The sequence below is a fragment of the Pseudomonas nitroreducens genome, assembly GCF_010994165.1.
Taxonomy (GTDB): domain Bacteria; phylum Pseudomonadota; class Gammaproteobacteria; order Pseudomonadales; family Pseudomonadaceae; genus Pseudomonas; species Pseudomonas nitroreducens.
The window spans coordinates 656398-672047 of record NZ_WMBX01000001.1 but is presented as its reverse complement, the minus strand read 5'-3'; the positions used below and the strand labels follow the sequence as shown (position 1 = coordinate 672047).

Here is a 15650-nt window from a genome sequence, read left to right as displayed (position 1 = left end):
AAGCGATGCGCATCATCCTGTTCAGCAACCAGACCTACGACCGCGACAGCTTCCTCGCCGCCAACCACGGCCACGGCTTCGAGCTGCACTTCCAGCAGGCCCAGCTGCGCCTGGACACCGTCGCCCTGGCCATGGGCTTCGAGGTGGTCTGCCCCTTCGTCAACGACGACCTGTCACGCCCGGTGCTGGAGCACCTGGCCGCCGGCGGCACGAAACTGATCGCCCTGCGCTCGGCCGGCTACAACCATGTCGACCTGGCCGCTGCCCACGCGCTGGGGCTGTCCGTGGTGCGCGTACCGGCCTATTCGCCCCACGCCGTGGCTGAACATGGCGTGGGATTGGTCCTGGCGCTATGTCGGCACCTGCACCGCGCCTACAACCGTACCCGCGAAGGCGACTTCTCTCTGCATGGCCTGACCGGCTTCGACCTGCACGGGCGCACCGTGGGCGTGATCGGCAGCGGGCAGATCGGCGAGGTCTTCGCCCGCATCATGAGCGGTTTCGGCTGCCACATCCTGGCCTACGACCCCTATCCCAATCGCGCCATCGAGGCCCTGGGCGGGCGCTTCGTCGAGCTGGACGAACTGCTCGCGCAGTCCGACATCATCAGCCTGCACTGCCCGCTCAACGAGGCCACCAAACACCTGATCAATGCCCAGAGCCTCGCGCGCATGAAGCGCGGCTCGATGCTGATCAACACCGGCCGCGGCGCGCTGGTGGACACCCCGGCGCTGATCGAGGCACTGAAAAGCGGCCAGCTCGGCTACCTCGGCCTGGACGTCTATGAAGAGGAAGCCGACATCTTCTTCGCCGACCGCTCCGACCAGCCGCTGCAGGACGATGTGCTGGCGCGCCTGCTGACCTTCCCCAACGTGATCATCACCGCGCACCAGGCTTTCCTGACCCGTGAAGCCCTGGCCGGGATCGCCCAGACCACCCTGTCCAACATCGCCGCCTGGCAGGCGGGCCGGCCGGTCAATCGGGTCGAAGGCTGATCAGTTGCCCCTCGCATCCCGGCGCTGCGCCGCCTAGAATGCCGCGCTTTCCCGGAGGACCCATGGCTCAGCACGATTTCCGCTACACCCTGCTCAACCCGCAATTCACCCTTAACGAGTGCCGCGCGCTGACCCCGGGCCGCTACCAGGTCACCGGCATCGGCGGTTCGATCAAGGCCGGCGACACCCTGCTGGTCAGCCTCAAGGGCAGCAAAAGCCTGAGCATGACCCTGGAAGTGGAAAAGGTCCGCCACCTGATCAACCCGCCGGGGCAGTGGATGGCCGTGGCCAGGGGGCCGGCATTCCGTGAACTGGGTATCCACGAGTGGACGGTCAAGTGCGACGGTTGCGCGGCTACACTGGACTTCGAATTCGCCGTCGATGCCACCCTCGGCAAGGCCGCCCAACAGCCGGCCGCCGAAGCGCGCATCGCCGAACTCGGATGGGCCAAGGCCGGCAAGCGCCACCTTTGCCCGGATTGCCAGAGCAAGGAGACCGCATGAAAACCCTGATTGCCAGCGCTTGCGCTGCGCTGGCCCTGGCCGGCTGCGCCAGCAAGCCGGTGCCCGAAGCCGAGCAGAACTACCGTGTGGAATGGATCGGTGAGCGCCCGCTGATCGACTACACCCACATCAGCCTGACCCTGGACGGCAACGGCCGCGCCTATGGCAGCGCCGGCTGCAACCACTGGTTCGCCAGCTACAAGCTCGAGGGCGACCAGTTGACCTTCGGCCAGCCGGGCGCCACCCGCAAGCTCTGCGCCGATCTGGTGATGGAGCAGGAACAACAGTTCCTCAAGATGCTCGGCCAGGTGCAGCGCTGGGACATCACCGAAGAAGGCGAACTGCGCCTGTGGCCGGCCAGCGGCCGCGCCATGCGCCTGTGGCCGGAAGGCTGAGGCTCTTCCGGGCAGGGCTAGAAGAGCGTCAATTGCTCGTGGGCGCCGCGCAGATCGACGAGGCGCACGCCTACGCCGATCAGCCGAACCGCCTTGTTGCCGCGCTGGAAGGCCTGCCCCAGCAGCAGCCGATAGCTTTCCAGATCCCGCGCGGCGCCGGCCTGCTCCAGCGTAGTCTGGGTGAAGTCGTGGAACTTCAGCTTGATGAACGGCTTGCCCGGCCGATAGCTGGCGTCCAGGCGCGTCATGCGCCGCTCCAGTTCACCCAGCAGTGACGGCAATTCTTCCTGGCAGGCTGCCAGGTCCGGCAGGTCCTGGTCGAAAGTGTTCTCCACGCTGATCGATTGCCGCCGGCTGTCCACCTGCACCGGGCGCTCGTCGATGCCACGCGACAGTCCCCAGAGCCGCTCGCCGAAACTTCCGAACTCCTTGGCCAACTGGATCCGCGACCAGTCGCGCAGGTCCGCGCAGGTACGGATGCCCAAGCGCGCCAGCTTCTCGGCGGTGACCTTGCCCACGCCATGCAGCTTCTTCACCGGCAGTTCGGCGACGAAACCGTCGACCTCATCGGGGGTGACCACGAACAGGCCGTTGGGCTTGCGCCAATCGCTGGCGATCTTGGCAATGAACTTGTTCGGCGCCACCCCGGCGGACACCGTGATGTGCAGCGTCTCCCAGACGCGCTGGCGAATCTCCCGAGCAATACGTGTGGCGCTGCCGCCGCAACGCTCGCTGTCGCTGACGTCGAGGTAGGCCTCGTCCAGGGACAACGGCTCGATCTGGTCGGTGTAGTCGCGGAAGATCGCGTGGATGTCCCGCGAGGTCTCGCGATAGACGTCCATGCGCGGGCGGACGATGGTCAGGTCCGGGCAGAGTTTCACGGCGGTACGCATGGCCATGGCCGAATGCAGGCCGTAGGCACGCGCCTCGTAATTGCAGGTCGCGACCACGCCACGCTTGTCCGGCGACCCGCCCACGGCCAGCGGCTTGCCCGCGAGGCTGGGGTCGTCGCGCATCTCGATGGCGGCATAGAAGCAGTCGCAATCGATGTGGATGATCTTTCTCTGCCGAGTCACGAAGGAGGCGCCTGCATCACCAACGGAAACCGCCCTTATAGAAGACGGAAAACCCGCCCATGGTAATGCAAAAACCTGCCGTCCCGGCTATCCACAGCCGCGGAAATCACCCTTGTCGATCCCTGCGACGATTCCATTCCTGGCGGCTAAATATCTGATAGAAAATCACTTTTCCCCTTTTTTCATTGACACCCGGGCGCACCGGCGTAGAATGGGCGTCGCGGGATGGAGCAGTCTGGTAGCTCGTCGGGCTCATAACCCGAAGGTCGTAGGTTCAAATCCTGCTCCCGCAACCAGATACAGGAAAAGGCCACTCTTCGGAGTGGCCTTTTTCGTTTGCGCGTCATTTAAATTTTTGATCGCAGAACAAATATCGATTGACAGAGACTTTCATTTACGTAGAATGGCCGGCGCGGGATGGAGCAGTCTGGTAGCTCGTCGGGCTCATAACCCGAAGGTCGTAGGTTCAAATCCTGCTCCCGCAACCAGACACAGGAAAAGGCCACTCTTCGGAGTGGCCTTTTTCGTTTGCGCGCGATTTAAATTATTGATCGAAAACGAAATATCGTTTGACACGAGGCTTCATATCCGTAGAATTGCCGCCGCGGGATGGAGCAGTCTGGTAGCTCGTCGGGCTCATAACCCGAAGGTCGTAGGTTCAAATCCTGCTCCCGCAACCAGACATCAAGAAGAAAGCCACTCTTAGGAGTGGCTTTTTTCGTTGTGCGCAGAAAAAACCACGTACGGGTGGCGCCAGCCGAATGACGAAAATACTCTCCAAGGACTTGGGAATTCGCGACAGTGCCCCTACTCTGTCGCGCAGGATCGTTAGAGGTGCCCGATGAGCGCCAACCCTGCCACACCCGATACACCTGCCCCCGACGAAGCCACGCCACGAGCGGCATGGCTCGACTGGATCAACGCCAACCGCCAGGCACTCGGCTTGGGCGTAACCCTGGTGCTGTTCAGCCTGGCGTTGATCGCCTGCTACCACCTGCTGCGCGACATCGACGCCTATTCCCTGCACGACGCCCTGCTCGATGTGCCGACCACCGCGCTGGCCGGCGCGTTCGCGGCCACCGTCGTAGGCTTCATCTTCCTGCTCGGCTATGAATGGTCGGCCAGCCGCTTCGCCGGTGTGAAACTACCCACCCCGGCACTGCTGACCGGCGGCTTCTCCGCCTTTGCCATCGGTAATGCCGTGGGGCTGTCGATGCTGTCCGGCGGTTCGGTGCGCTATCGCCTCTATGCCCGGCTGGGACTGGGCGCCGGCGACGTCGCGCTGATGACCCTGTTTGCCAGCCTCTCGCTGGGCTGCGCCTTGCCAGTGCTGGCAGCCGTGGCCGCGCTGAGCGACCTCGCGGACGCATCGCTGGCCCTGCACCTGCCACAGTGGCTGGTGGCTGTCCTCGCGCTGGGCATCATCGCCTTCTGCCTGCTGCTGGTGGTGGCTATCGAACGTCGCCGCCTGCCGGAGCAACCTTCGCCGGACAGCCATCTGGTTCGCGTCGGCCGCCGCACGCTGCGCCTGCCCGGCCTGCGGCTGTCGCTGCTGCAACTGCTGATCACCGCGCTGGACGTTGCCGCTGCCGCCACCGTGCTCTATCTGCTGCTGCCCGAGGCCCCGCCCTTCGGCGCCTTCCTGCTGGTCTACCTGATCGCCCTGGCGGCTGGCGTGCTCAGCCACGTCCCCGGTGGCGTCGGCGTATTCGAGGCCGTACTGCTGGCCGCCTTCGCCGGGCAACTGGGTGCCGCACCGCTCGCCGCGGCGCTGCTGCTCTACCGCCTGATCTATGTCGTACTGCCGCTGATCGTCGCCTGCCTGCTGCTGCTGTTCCTCGAGGCACGCCGCATCCTGGTGGCCAGGCAGGCGGTACGGATCACCTCCGGCTTTGCCGCGCAGATCCTCTCGCTGCTGGTGTTCATCTCCGGCATCGTGCTGCTGTTCTCCGGCGCTACACCGTCCATCGATACCCGCCTCGACGAAGTCGGCTTCCTCGTCCCGCACCGCCTGATCGACGCCTCACACCTGGCCGCCAGCCTGATCGGCGTGCTCTGCCTGCTGCTCGCCTATGGTCTGCGCCGTCGCCTCTCCGCTGCCTGGGCGCTGACCCTCGGCCTGCTGATCGCCGGCGCTGCCTTGTCGCTCCTTAAAGGCTTCGACTGGGAAGAAGCCCTGATCCTCAGCTTCACCGCCGCCCTGCTGGTGATCTTCCGCAGCGCCTTCTATCGTCGCAGCCGCCTGATGGACCTGCCCTTCTCGCCGCTGTACCTGGGCGCAGCCGCGTGCGTCATCGCCGCTTCCATCTGGCTGCTGCTGTTCGCCTACCAGGACGTGCCCTACAGCCATGAGCTCTGGTGGCAGTTCGCCCTGGACGCCGATGCCCCGCGCGGCCTGCGCGCCGCCCTGGGCAGTTGCCTGCTGCTGGCTGCCCTGGCGCTGTACTGGCTGCTGCGCACCGCGCCGCCGGCGATCCAAGCGCCCACACGCGAGGAGCTGGACAGCGCAGCCGGCATCCTCTCCAACTCCGCCCAGCCCGACGGCGGCCTGGCTCTGTCCGGCGACAAGGCGCTGCTGTTCCATGAGGGCAACGACGCCTTCCTGATGTATGCCCGCCGCGGCCGCAGCCTGGTGGCGCTGTTCGATCCGATCGGCCCGGCACAGGCCCGCGCGGAGCTGATCTGGCAATTCCGCGACCTTTGCGACCTGCACCACGCCCGCCCGGTGTTCTACCAGGTGCGAGCGGAGAACCTGCCGCTGTACATGGATATCGGCCTGACCGCGCTCAAGCTCGGCGAAGAAGCACGGGTCGACCTGCGCCGCTTCGACCTGGAGAGCAAGGGCAAGGAGATGAAAGACCTGCGCTACACCTGGAACCGCGGCCAGCGCGACGGCCTCAGCCTGGAGTTCCACGACGCCGGCCAGGCGCCGATGGAGGAGCTGCGCGCCATCTCCGATGCCTGGCTGGGCGGCAAGAACGTCCGCGAGAAAGGCTTCTCCCTCGGACGCTTCACCCCTGAATACCTGCACTATTTCCGCATCGTCGTGGTCCGTTTCCAGGGCCGCGCCGTGGCTTTCGCCAACCTGCTGGAAACGTCCGGCAAGGAACTGGCGAGCATCGACCTGATGCGCGTCGTCCCCGATGCGCCCAAGCTGACCATGGAGTTCCTCATGCTCGGCCTGATCCTGCATTACAAGGAGAGCGGGCATACCCGCTTCAGCCTCGGCATGGTGCCCCTGGCCGGCTTGCAGCCGCGCCGCGGCGCCCCGCTGACCCAACGTCTCGGCGCGCTGGTCTTTCGCCGGGGTGAGCAGTTCTACAACTTCCAGGGGCTGCGTCGCTTCAAGGACAAGTTCCAGCCCGACTGGGAACCCCGTTACCTGGCCGTGCCCGCCGGACTGGATCCGCTGGTGGCCCTGGCCGACACAGCCGCCCTCATCGCAGGCGGCCTGAGTGGATTGGTAAAACGCTGATATGTTGAAACGACGCTGGCGACACCTGCTCGCCCTTCTCCTGCTGATCGTCATTGCCGTCGGCCTGCTGCTATGGAGCCGCCCGGCCCCGCAGGCCTCCCTGGACCACCGCCAGTTGCCCGACGGCAGCGCCGCCAGCCTGGCCAACCCCGGCAAGCAGCCCAATGCACGCGTGCTGCTGGCCGTGCAGGCCGACCAGAAACTGGACGACGCCCAGTTGCTGGCCCTGGCCCACGACAGCGGCGCCCGTGTGGTGCAATTCGTCTTCCCGGAGAACGACTGCAAGGCCCAGCAGGCTCGCATCCAGGCCGCTGGTGAACTTCTTGACGGCCAGCCGACCCTGGTTGCCGGCATCGGCCCCGGCAGCGCCTGGGCCTTCCGCTGGCTCGCCGGGCAGACCGACGACAAGGCCAAGGCGCTGTCCGTGGGCTTCTCTCTGGAGAAACCCGACTGCGCCGCCTCGCCTCTGCCGCAGACCGCTCCGCACGGCCACTGGCTGGCTGCCTGGAATGACAACCCGGACGATGCCAGCGCGCGCTTCGCCCGAGGCCTGAAAAACGCCGAAACGGTGATCACCGACTACGACACGCCGCTGCCCAAGGTCCTCGCCGATCAACTACGCCAGCAGCTGCAAGGTGGCGGCGATAACGTGCCGGTGGTGGAAGTCCCGGCCGCCAAGCCTTCGGAAACCGTCACGCTGTTCTATTCGGGCGATGGCGGCTGGCGCGACCTCGACCGCGACGTCGCCGCGCAGATGGCCGAGCTCGGCTACCCCGTGGTGGGCGTCGATGCCCTGCGCTACTTCTGGGAGCACAAGACCCCGGAGCAGAGCGCCGCCGACCTTGCTCTGCTGATGCAGCACTATCGCGAGAAGTGGGGCGCCAAGCACTTCGTGCTGGCCGGCTACTCGTTCGGCGCCGACGTGCTGCCGGCGATCTACAACCGCCTGCCGGCGGACGCCAAGAAGGACGTCAGCTCGGTGATCCTGCTGGCCTTCGCCCGCAGCGGCAGCTTCGAGATCGAGGTGCAGGGCTGGCTCGGCAAGGCCGGCCAGGAAGCTTCCACCGGCCCGGAAATGGCGCGCCTGCCCGGACCGAAGGTGCTCTGCGTGTACGGCGTGGAAGAAAAGGACGAGAGCGGCTGCACCCAGCCCCAGGCCGTGGGCGAGAACCTGCAGTTGCCCGGCGGGCACCACTTCGACGAGGACTACCCGGCCTTGGCCAAAAGACTGGTGAATGCCATCCGCTCCCGCCAGTCAGCCGACGACGAAGGCTGACCGACGTCAAAAGGGCCGCACATAGCGGCCCTTTCACTTTGCCTTCATGGTGTTTCAGGCACATTTAAGGTTCTATGCTCAGACTGACAAGCCCGTCGCCAGAACGGGGCGTCACGATAACCGAGCCAAACAAGGAACCGTCATGAGCCTGTCCAAGACCCCGTCCCGTTACGGCAGCCTGTCCATTGCCATGCACTGGATCATGCTGGTGCTGATCGCCGCCACGTACTTCTGCATGGAATACCGCACTAACTTCCCCAAAGGCAGCGACACCCGCGCGCTGTTTTCCCAATGGCACTTCATGCTCGGGCTGAGTGTGTTCGTGCTGGTCTGGCTGCGCCTGATCGGCCGCTTCATCTACCCCACACCGCCCATCGTTCCGGCACCGCCGGCCTGGCAGATGGCGCTGGCAAAGCTCGCGCACCTGGCACTGTACGGCCTCATGATCGGCCTGCCGCTGGCCGGCTGGATCATCCTCAGCGCCGCCGACAAGCCGGTGCCGTTCTGGGGCATGGAGCTGCCGCACCTGGTGGACAAGAACCCGGACCTGGCCAAGCAGGTGAAGTACTGGCATGAAACCATCGCCGTGCTCGGCTACTGGCTGATCGGTATCCACGCGTTGGCCGCGCTGTTCCACCACTACATCAGCCGCGACAACACCCTGGTGCGCATGCTGCCGGGCAAGGGCGAGGCAAAGCCGGAGTAATCGCCCCGCCGCGCAGTGCCGACCAGCCGTGAGCAAGGTCCGCTCCTGCGGGGAAAGCTGCACTTCGTAGGAGCGAGCTTGCTCGCTCCTACGAAGTGCAGTCCTGACGATAGGGCAGCGCAGCACGGGCCTCCTCGGCATAGGCCAGGATGCCCGCCCTCTCCCCTATCAGGAACTCCTGCACCGCCTCGCGCAGTCCGGGATGTCCCAGGCGGTGCCAGGAGCGGGTGATCACCGGCTCGAAGCCACGGATCAGCTTGTGCTCGCCCTGAGCTCCGGCGTCGAAGCGCTGGAGGCCGTGGCCGATGGCGAAGTCCAGGCCCTGGTAGAAACAGGTCTCGAAGTGCAGGCGGTCGAACTCCGCCAGGCAGCCCCAGTAGCGGCCGTACAATGTATCGCCGCCGAGCAGACTGAAAGCCATGGCCACGGGCCGGCCATTCTGGTGAGCGAAGACCACGCGGATCGCCTCGGGCATACGCTCGCCGATCAGGCTGAAGAACGCCCGGCTCAGGTAGGGCGCCTGCCCGCGGACCTCATAGGTGCTGCTGTAGCAGGCATAGACGAAGTCCCAGTGCGCTTCGGACAGCTCGCGCCCTTCCATCCAGACGAAATCCAGCCCCAGCCCGGCGACCTGCTCGCGCTCCTTACGGATCTGCTTGCGCTTGCGTGAGCTGAGTGCATCGAGAAAGTCCTGGAAGTCGCGGTAGCCGCGGTTGCTCCAGTGGTACTGGCAACCCAGGCGCTCCAGCCAACCGTCTGCAGCGTCCAGCAGGGCATCGGCGGCAGCATCGGTGAAATTCACGTGCACGCCGGAGCAATGCCCTTCGTCCACCTCGCCCGCCAGCGCGCCGACCAGGCTCAGCGCCGCGTCCGGCGCGCCGAGCAGGCGAGCGCCGCCGACCGGGGTGAAGGGAATGCCCACCAGCAGCTTGGGATAGTAGGGAATGCCGGCGCGCAGGCAGGCATCCGCCCAGCTCCAGTCAAACACGTACTCGCCGTAGGAATGGCTTTTCAGATAGGCCGGCGCCGCGGCGAGCAGACGGCCATCGTCGGCCAGCAGCACCCGGTGGGAAGGTTTCCAGCCGCTGCGGCCGCCGACGCTGCCGCTTTCCTCCAGGGCGGAGAGAAAGCCATGGCGCAGGAACGGCTGGTCGTCCGGCAGCAGGGCGTCCCACTGGCGGGCGTCGACTTCGGCAAGACGGGAAAGGGTCTGGATAGGCATGGCCGACAGTCTGGCGCGAGGCGCGAGCGAAGGGAAGATTCAAGCGGGAAAACTCGCACGCCGGTGACATTCACGTTCGTCGGTATCCGCCGGAGAGGCCGGCAGAGTGGTCTATGTTGGGGGTTAGCAAGGCTTGCCGGCGCACGACGCCAGCACCGTTCCGCTCGCCACACGCCCTCGCGGGCTGTTGGCGACCTGCCAGGAGGACGCCCCATGAGCCTGATGCAATGCGAGTACCGCAAGTACACCACCACCGCCGATGTCGTCGAGCATCCCGGCCTGCCCACTCCCTGGGCCGGCGGTTGCCACATCACCGCCCCGGACGGCCAGACCACCAAACGCAAGACGCTACCGGTGGAGTTTGCCTTCATGTCGGATCTGCAGAAGGCCCAGCACGCTTCCATCGCCCACGGCAAATGGCTGGTGGACCAGAATCTGGACCACGACCGTCGGCTGTTCTGATCTCTAGCTGCTCACATAGCCCGGTTCTTCGCTGACCGGCGTACTGACTGGCAATGGCGTCAGGCTTACCTGAAGCGCCAGGAACTCCTGAGCGGATACCCGCCAGGTCTGCCCGCGCGCCCACTGCGCGCAGGCCTGGCGATCCAGCTCCAGCGCCCGCAGACAGGCGCTGCGCAGATCCGCGTCCATCACCCCGGTGACGCCGTCCTCCAGGACATCCAGCGGCCCCGTCACCGGGAACGCCGCCACTGGCGTACCGCACGCCAGCGCCTCGACCATCACCAGGCCGAGGGTATCGGTCAGCGATGGGAAGGCCAGCACACTGGCGCTGCGATAGGCCTCCGCCAGTTCGTCGCCGTGCCGATAGCCGAGGAACTCCGCCTGTGGATAAGCCGCTTGCAGCTCCGCGCGCTGCGGGCCGTCGCCCACCACGCGCTTGCGTCCCGGCAGGTCGAGCGCAAGGAAGGCTTCGAGATTCTTCTCCCGCGCCAGCCGGCCGACATAGAGGAATACCGGCTCCTGGAGCGGTGCGCCCTCCCCCGGCTGAAAACGCTGGAGATCCACGCCCTTGCGCCACAGCGCCAGATTGTCGAAAGCGTGATCGGCGAAAGCTCCGCGCATGCGCTCGCTGCTCACCAGCACGGCCTGGCTCGGTGCATGGAAGCGGCGCAGGAAGGCGTAGCCCCAGGACAGCGGCAGCCAGGGCCAGCGAGTGTTCACGTATTCGGGAAAGCGCGTATGGATGGCGCTGCTGAACTTCATCCCCCAGCGCACCAGCCAGCGCCGTGCAGCCCAGCCCAGCGGGCCTTCCGTGGCGAGGTGGATGCAGTCCGGGGCGAAGTCGGCGATCTTCTCGCCGACTGTCCACAGGTTCCACGCCAGGGGGATTTCCGGGTAGCTCGGGCAAGGCCGGTGACGAAAATCCTGCGGGGTGATCAGGCCGACCCTGTGCCCCATTTCCTCCAGCTCGGCCACCAGTGCCCGGAGGCTGGTGACCACGCCGTTGACCTGCGGCAGCCAGGCATCGGTGACGATCAGCAGCCTCATGCCGCCGACTCGACCACCGCAGGCGCCTCGGCGCGCACCGGCTCCTCGGCCAGGCGGTAAAGCTCGATGCTGCCATCCCAGTGCTCGATCAGCGCCGAGCAGGATTCCACCCAGTCACCGCAGTTGAGGTATTCCACCTCGCCGATCTGGCGGATTTCCGCGTGGTGGATGTGCCCGCAGACCACGCCGTTGAGGCCGCGCTTGTGCACCTCGTGGGCGATGGCTTCCTCGAAGTCGCTGATGAAGTTCACCGCCGTCTTCACCTTGTGCTTGAGGTACGCCGACAGCGACCAGTAGCCGTAGCCATAACGGCTGCGCCAGTGATTCAGCCAGCGGTTAAGCGTCAGGGTGAACTCGTAGGCGGAGTCGCCGAGGAAGGCCAGCCACTTGTGGTAGCGCGTGATGACGTCGAACTGGTCACCGTGGATCACTAGCAACTGGCGGCCGTCGGCGGTGGTGTGGACGATCTCGTCGACCAGGCGGATGTTGCCCAGCAGCAGCGAGGAATAGCGGCGCAGGAACTCGTCGTGGTTGCCGGTCACGTAGATCACCTCGGTGCCCCGCTTGCTCATGGTCAGCAGGCGGCGGATCACGTTGGTGTGCGCCTGCGGCCAGTAGATGCCGCCGCGCAGCTTCCAGCCGTCGATGATATCGCCCACCAGGTAGATGCGGTCGGCGTGGTAGCGCTTGAGGAAGCCGGCCAGATGCTCGGCCTGGCAGTCGCGGGTGCCGAGGTGGACATCGGATATCCACAGGGTCCGCACCCGTTGTTTCTTCGTCGGCGTCATGCGTTGCGCGCTGCTCATCGTCGGCGACCTCCAGAGGGGTTTCTCCGAGTGTCGGCCGCCGCGGTGAAGCGAACATGACCGACTGGCGACAGTCCCGTGACAGGCCGCGGCGCGCTAGACTGTCCACCTGCCCGCCAGCTTCGGAAAGCAGTTCGCATGAACCCGATCCTCTCCCTGCGCCACTACAGCCACGACCATCTCGCCCATAGCCACAGCCATGCGCAGCTGGTGCTTGGGCTGTCCGGCAGCCTGGATTTCGAAGTGGGCGGACGCGGCAGCCTGGTGACCCGGCAGACTTTCGCCGTGGTGCCGCGTGACGAGCACCACGCCTGCGCCAGCCCCGACGGCAGCCGCTGCCTGGTGGTAGATCTGGAGGACGAAGATAACCTGCTCGCCGCCCTGGGCCTGCACAGCGACGCCGGCCGCCGCCTGCTGGAAACCCCCGGCCAGCGCCTGCTCAACAACGACCAGGCGCAACTGGTGCACTGGCTGGCCGGCAGCCCCCTGCATGACCCGGTGCTGGCGCGCCAGGGTGCGATCCTCCTGCTCGCCAGCCTCGCCGCCGGCCAGCAGCGCGTGGAGGAACCTACGCAATTGCCGTTGGCCAGCCTCGACAGCTACATCGACCGCCATGCTGCGCATCCCTTGCAGGTGGCCGACCTGGCACGGCTCGCCGGGCTTTCCGCCGCGCGTTTCCATGCCCGCTTCCTTGCTGAAACCGGGCAGACGCCCATGGACTACGTGCGCCAGCGCCGCCTGCAGTTGGGCCGCGACCTGCTGCGCGGTTCGCACCAATCGGTCGGCGAGATTGCCGCACAAGTCGGCTACGCCTCGCAGAGCGCCTTCACCGCCGCGCTGGTGCGCCAGTTCGGCACCACCGCGCGCCAGCTTCGCCAGGAGGCGCGCGACAATTCCCGCTAGCCGCGCGACAGACAGCCGCGCGCCCAGCGCCTAGACTGCCGGCCATCGAACCCAATAACCCAACGGGAGCAGCGATGTCGGCAGACACCATCGAGTGGCAGGATTTCGAGCGCGTCGAACTGCGCGTGGGCACCATTGTCCAGGCCGAACCCAACGTGAAGGCGCGCAAGCCCGCGTACATCCTCCAGGTCGACCTCGGCCCGCTGGGGATCAAGACCTCCAGCGCACAGATCACCGCGCACTATGAAGCCAACGAGCTGATCGGCCGCCAGGTGCTCTGCGTGTGCAACTTCGAACCCAAGTCCATCGCCGGTGTGCGCTCGGAAGTGCTGGTCACCGGCGCCTACGACAGCGACGACAAGGTGGTGCTGGCCGGTTTCGACAAGCCGCTGCCCAATGGCGCGCGACTGGCCTGATCTTCGACCCACTGCGCGCCAGCCAGCCCGGCGCGCTTGCCTCTTTCCCGACAAGGCCCCGCCACAGCAATCGGCGGGAGCTCAGGCATGAATCGCATTACCCAACTCACGCCCCGCGGCGCCCTGATCGGCCTGCACATCGGCGCCCTGATGTTCGGGCTGTCCGGCATCTTCGGCAAACTCATCCTCGCCGGCCCCCTGGTCATCGTCTTCGGCCGCGCGCTGTTCGGCTCGCTGTCGCTGGCGGCGGTTTTCGCCGGGCATCTGCGGCAGCAGAAGCGACCTACGCTGAAACAGGCCGCCATGCTGCTGGGTGGCGGCGTGCTGCTGTGCACCCACTGGCTGACGTTCTTCCTCGCCGTGAAAGTCGGCAACGTGGCGGTCGCCACCCTCGGCTTCGCCAGCTTCCCCGCCTTCACCGTGCTGCTGGAAGGCCTGCTGTTCCGCGAACGCATCCGCAAGGGTGAATACCTGGTCGTGGCGCTGGTGTGCATCGGCCTGGTGATGGTCACGCCGACACTGGACCTGCGCGACGGCGCCACCGCTGGCCTGCTCTGGGGGACACTCTCCGGGCTGCTGTTCGCCCTGCTGTCGCTGGCCAACCGGGTCAGCGTGCGCGGGATCGACCCAATCCAGGCGGCGCTGTGCCAGAACCTGACGATCATCGCCTGCCTGCTGCCGCTGGTGCTCTTCGAGTTGCCCGCGATTCGCGGCATGGACTGGTTGTGGCTGGTGGCGCTGGGCGTCCTCTGCACCGGTGTCGCCCACAGCCTGTTCGTCGCCAGCCTGCGGCTGATCAAGGCACGCACGGCGGCGGTGATCTTTGCCCTGGAGCCGGTCTACGGCATCGCCTTCGCCGCCGTGCTGTTCGGTGAGGAGCCGAGTCTGCGGATGCTGGCGGGTGGCACGCTGATCATCTTCGCGACCTTCCTCAGCGCACGCGGCTCGCATTAACGACCTGCAGGAGCGAACTTGCTCGCTCCTGCACTTGCCGGGTAGTGAATACGCTGAAAAGGAAGGCTGCCCCGCAGCGCGCGTATCTCGAACCTTGCCCTAGGGAGGGACTGCCAAGGATTCATCGCACGACAGCCTGCGAGGCGGCCTGTTCGGTGTGGTGCCTGTGGATAAGGCGCCGAGATTGGGTGAACCTTTCCACGACGCCGGAGGGGGCGAGGCAGCTTCAGCTCTGGGCGCAATGATCGCGCGTCTGCCCTGCCTGGAACGTCAGCACTGGGTAAAGAGTGGGTAAAAGGTCCGATACACGGGCTATCAAGCCTGTTGCAGCAACCACCGGCAGTAACGCTGCACCCCTTCCTCCACGCCCATCATCGGCGCGCGGTAGCCCGCCTCGCGGAGGAAGGCGATATCGGCGCAGGTGTAGCACTGGTACTTGCCGCGCAACTCGTCCGGGAACTCGGTGTACTCCAGCAGTCCATCGCGGATCGCTGCGTCCAGGGTCAGCGGCTGCAGGTCCTGCTGTTCGCGCAGGGTGTTGATCACCGCCAGCGCCACGTCGTTGAACGGCTGGGCACGGCCGCTGCCGAGGTTGAAGATGCCGCTGCGCTCGGGGTTGTCGAGGAAATGCAGGTTGACCCTGGCCACATCCTCCACCGAGACGAAATCGCGCAGGTGGCCGCCGGCCGGGTAGTCGCCGTACTCGCCGAACAGCTTCACCTTGCCGGTCTCGCGGAACTGGTTGAAGCAGTGGAAGGCCACCGAGGCCATGCGCCCCTTGTGCTGCTCGCGCGGGCCGTAGACGTTGAAGTAGCGGAAGCCGGCCACCTGGGTACGCGCCGTGGGCAGCACCTTGCGCACGCGCTGGTCGAAGAGGAACTTCGAGTAGCCGTAGACGTTCAGCGGCCGCTCGCAGGAGCGCGTCTCGCGGAACTCCTGGCCGCCGCCATAGACCGCCGCCGACGAGGCATAGAGGAACGGCACGCCCAGGGACAGGCTGGCGTCCAGCAACTCGCAGCTGTAGCGGTAGTTGTTGTCCATCATGTAGCGCCCGTCGCGCTCCATGGTGCTGGAGCAGGCACCCTGGTGCAGCAGCGCACGCACCACGCCGAAGCGTCCGCGGGCGTAGCGCGCAATGAAATCGCCCTTGTCGAGGTAGTCGCTGATGTCGCAGTCGGCGAGGTTGGCGAACTTGTCACCCTCGGTCAGATCATCGACCGCGATGATGTCGGTCTCGCCGCGCTGGTTCAGCGCCTTGACGAGATTGCTGCCGATGAAGCCGGCGGCGCCTGTGACAATGATGCTCATGAGGGCACCTCCTGTGGAGAATGGGTGCTCTCAGACTAAGAGTGGTACGCGCGTACCCCGTTGATATGAAGCAAGGAAGTTAGCCAGCTATCGAATGGTTCCGCCG

The 15650-nt window shown here is 66.0% G+C and carries 15 protein-coding genes and 3 tRNA genes; 13 read left to right on the top strand and 5 right to left on the bottom strand.

From position 1 onward, the window contains the following. Window positions 1–5 precede the first annotated feature (5 nt). The 3 genes from GJV37_RS03215 (at window position 6) to GJV37_RS03205 (ending at window position 1893) form a co-directional block, all read left to right on the top strand. Window positions 6–995 (top strand): 2-hydroxyacid dehydrogenase, encoded by a 990-nt coding sequence (locus GJV37_RS03215; protein ID WP_193452140.1) that lies wholly within the window; start codon window positions 6–8, stop codon window positions 993–995. A 62-nt stretch (window positions 996–1057) separates the two neighbouring features. After that, on the top strand, window positions 1058–1498 hold the full coding sequence (locus GJV37_RS03210) for a hypothetical protein (RefSeq protein WP_024766433.1): 441 nt from the start codon (window positions 1058–1060) through the stop codon (window positions 1496–1498). Next, on the top strand, window positions 1495–1893 hold the full coding sequence (locus tag GJV37_RS03205) for an META domain-containing protein (RefSeq protein ID WP_024766432.1): 399 nt from the start codon (window positions 1495–1497) through the stop codon (window positions 1891–1893). The genes GJV37_RS03210 and GJV37_RS03205 overlap by 4 nt, the downstream gene beginning before the upstream one ends. A 17-nt stretch (window positions 1894–1910) precedes the next feature. Here GJV37_RS03205 and dinB read toward each other — a convergent pair whose 3' ends face one another. Continuing rightward, window positions 1911–2969, bottom strand: a complete 1059-nt coding sequence (gene dinB, locus GJV37_RS03200) for a DNA polymerase IV (RefSeq protein WP_024766431.1) — start codon at window positions 2967–2969, stop codon at window positions 1911–1913. Window positions 2970–3188: 219 nt separating this feature from the next. Here dinB and GJV37_RS03195 point away from each other — a divergent pair. From GJV37_RS03195 to GJV37_RS03170, 6 genes are all read left to right on the top strand, one after another. Then, window positions 3189–3265: transfer RNA gene (locus tag GJV37_RS03195), tRNA-Met, on the top strand. Between the two features lie 115 nt (window positions 3266–3380). Continuing rightward, a tRNA-Met gene (locus GJV37_RS03190) sits at window positions 3381–3457 on the top strand. A gap of 115 nt (window positions 3458–3572) precedes the next feature. Continuing rightward, window positions 3573–3649, top strand: a tRNA-Met gene (locus GJV37_RS03185). Window positions 3650–3810: 161 nt separating this feature from the next. Then, on the top strand, window positions 3811–6444 hold the full coding sequence (mprF, locus tag GJV37_RS03180; protein ID WP_193452139.1) for a bifunctional lysylphosphatidylglycerol flippase/synthetase MprF: 2634 nt from the start codon (window positions 3811–3813) through the stop codon (window positions 6442–6444). A gap of 1 nt (window position 6445) precedes the next feature. Beyond that, window positions 6446–7720 (top strand): virulence factor family protein, encoded by a 1275-nt coding sequence (locus tag GJV37_RS03175; protein WP_065086367.1) that lies wholly within the window; start codon window positions 6446–6448, stop codon window positions 7718–7720. Window positions 7721–7862: 142 nt separating this feature from the next. After that, complete coding sequence (locus GJV37_RS03170) at window positions 7863–8426, top strand: cytochrome b (RefSeq protein WP_024766128.1); 564 nt, start codon at window positions 7863–7865, stop codon at window positions 8424–8426. 88 nt (window positions 8427–8514) lie between these two features. Here the strand turns inward: GJV37_RS03170 and GJV37_RS03165 are convergent, their stop codons facing one another. Continuing rightward, complete coding sequence (locus GJV37_RS03165; protein ID WP_193452138.1) at window positions 8515–9648, bottom strand: GNAT family N-acetyltransferase; 1134 nt, start codon at window positions 9646–9648, stop codon at window positions 8515–8517. A 213-nt stretch (window positions 9649–9861) separates the two neighbouring features. On the opposite strand from GJV37_RS03165, the gene GJV37_RS03160 reads away from it, so the two are divergent. Next, window positions 9862–10110: a hypothetical protein gene (locus GJV37_RS03160; RefSeq protein WP_193452137.1), complete on the top strand. Its 249-nt coding sequence runs from the start codon at window positions 9862–9864 to the stop codon at window positions 10108–10110. A 3-nt stretch (window positions 10111–10113) separates the two neighbouring features. Here the strand turns inward: GJV37_RS03160 and GJV37_RS03155 are convergent, their stop codons facing one another. Both GJV37_RS03155 and GJV37_RS03150 read right to left on the bottom strand, forming a co-directional pair. Then, window positions 10114–11157 carry a glycosyltransferase family 4 protein gene (locus GJV37_RS03155; RefSeq protein WP_193452136.1) on the bottom strand — a complete coding sequence of 348 codons (1044 nt, stop codon included), beginning with the start codon at window positions 11155–11157 and terminating at the stop codon, window positions 10114–10116. Continuing rightward, complete coding sequence (locus tag GJV37_RS03150; RefSeq protein ID WP_024766131.1) at window positions 11154–11963, bottom strand: UDP-2,3-diacylglucosamine diphosphatase; 810 nt, start codon at window positions 11961–11963, stop codon at window positions 11154–11156. The genes GJV37_RS03155 and GJV37_RS03150 overlap by 4 nt, the downstream gene beginning before the upstream one ends. A 138-nt stretch (window positions 11964–12101) precedes the next feature. Here GJV37_RS03150 and GJV37_RS03145 point away from each other — a divergent pair, with 138 nt between their 5' ends. The 3 genes from GJV37_RS03145 (at window position 12102) to GJV37_RS03135 (ending at window position 14236) form a co-directional block, all read left to right on the top strand. Further along, entirely contained in the window at window positions 12102–12866 is a 765-nt protein-coding gene (locus GJV37_RS03145) for an AraC family transcriptional regulator (protein ID WP_038803312.1), read from the top strand. A 74-nt stretch (window positions 12867–12940) separates the two neighbouring features. Further along, window positions 12941–13282 carry a tRNA-binding protein gene (locus GJV37_RS03140; RefSeq protein WP_037007488.1) on the top strand — a complete coding sequence of 114 codons (342 nt, stop codon included), beginning with the start codon at window positions 12941–12943 and terminating at the stop codon, window positions 13280–13282. An 87-nt stretch (window positions 13283–13369) separates the two neighbouring features. Further along, window positions 13370–14236, top strand: coding sequence for a DMT family transporter (locus GJV37_RS03135; RefSeq protein ID WP_038803311.1), 867 nt, complete (start codon window positions 13370–13372; stop codon window positions 14234–14236). A gap of 315 nt (window positions 14237–14551) precedes the next feature. Here GJV37_RS03135 and rfaD read toward each other — a convergent pair whose 3' ends face one another. After that, window positions 14552–15544: an ADP-glyceromanno-heptose 6-epimerase gene (gene rfaD / locus GJV37_RS03130; protein WP_024766133.1), complete on the bottom strand. Its 993-nt coding sequence runs from the start codon at window positions 15542–15544 to the stop codon at window positions 14552–14554. Window positions 15545–15650 lie beyond the last annotated feature (106 nt).

Coding starts and splice junctions, on each gene's coding strand:
- mprF (WP_193452139.1), top strand. CDS start 3,811: ATGAGCGCCAACCCTGCCACACCCGATACACCTGCCCCCGACGAAGCC.
- GJV37_RS03175 (WP_065086367.1), top strand. CDS start 6,446: ATGTTGAAACGACGCTGGCGACACCTGCTCGCCCTTCTCCTGCTGATC.
- GJV37_RS03170 (WP_024766128.1), top strand. CDS start 7,863: ATGAGCCTGTCCAAGACCCCGTCCCGTTACGGCAGCCTGTCCATTGCC.
- GJV37_RS03205 (WP_024766432.1), top strand. CDS start 1,495: ATGAAAACCCTGATTGCCAGCGCTTGCGCTGCGCTGGCCCTGGCCGGC.
- GJV37_RS03215 (WP_193452140.1), top strand. CDS start 6: ATGCGCATCATCCTGTTCAGCAACCAGACCTACGACCGCGACAGCTTC.
- GJV37_RS03150 (WP_024766131.1), bottom strand. CDS start 11,963: ATGAGCAGCGCGCAACGCATGACGCCGACGAAGAAACAACGGGTGCGG.
- GJV37_RS03135 (WP_038803311.1), top strand. CDS start 13,370: ATGAATCGCATTACCCAACTCACGCCCCGCGGCGCCCTGATCGGCCTG.
- GJV37_RS03165 (WP_193452138.1), bottom strand. CDS start 9,648: ATGCCTATCCAGACCCTTTCCCGTCTTGCCGAAGTCGACGCCCGCCAG.
- GJV37_RS03140 (WP_037007488.1), top strand. CDS start 12,941: ATGTCGGCAGACACCATCGAGTGGCAGGATTTCGAGCGCGTCGAACTG.
- rfaD (WP_024766133.1), bottom strand. CDS start 15,544: ATGAGCATCATTGTCACAGGCGCCGCCGGCTTCATCGGCAGCAATCTC.
- GJV37_RS03155 (WP_193452136.1), bottom strand. CDS start 11,157: ATGAGGCTGCTGATCGTCACCGATGCCTGGCTGCCGCAGGTCAACGGC.
- GJV37_RS03145 (WP_038803312.1), top strand. CDS start 12,102: ATGAACCCGATCCTCTCCCTGCGCCACTACAGCCACGACCATCTCGCC.
- GJV37_RS03210 (WP_024766433.1), top strand. CDS start 1,058: ATGGCTCAGCACGATTTCCGCTACACCCTGCTCAACCCGCAATTCACC.
- GJV37_RS03160 (WP_193452137.1), top strand. CDS start 9,862: ATGAGCCTGATGCAATGCGAGTACCGCAAGTACACCACCACCGCCGAT.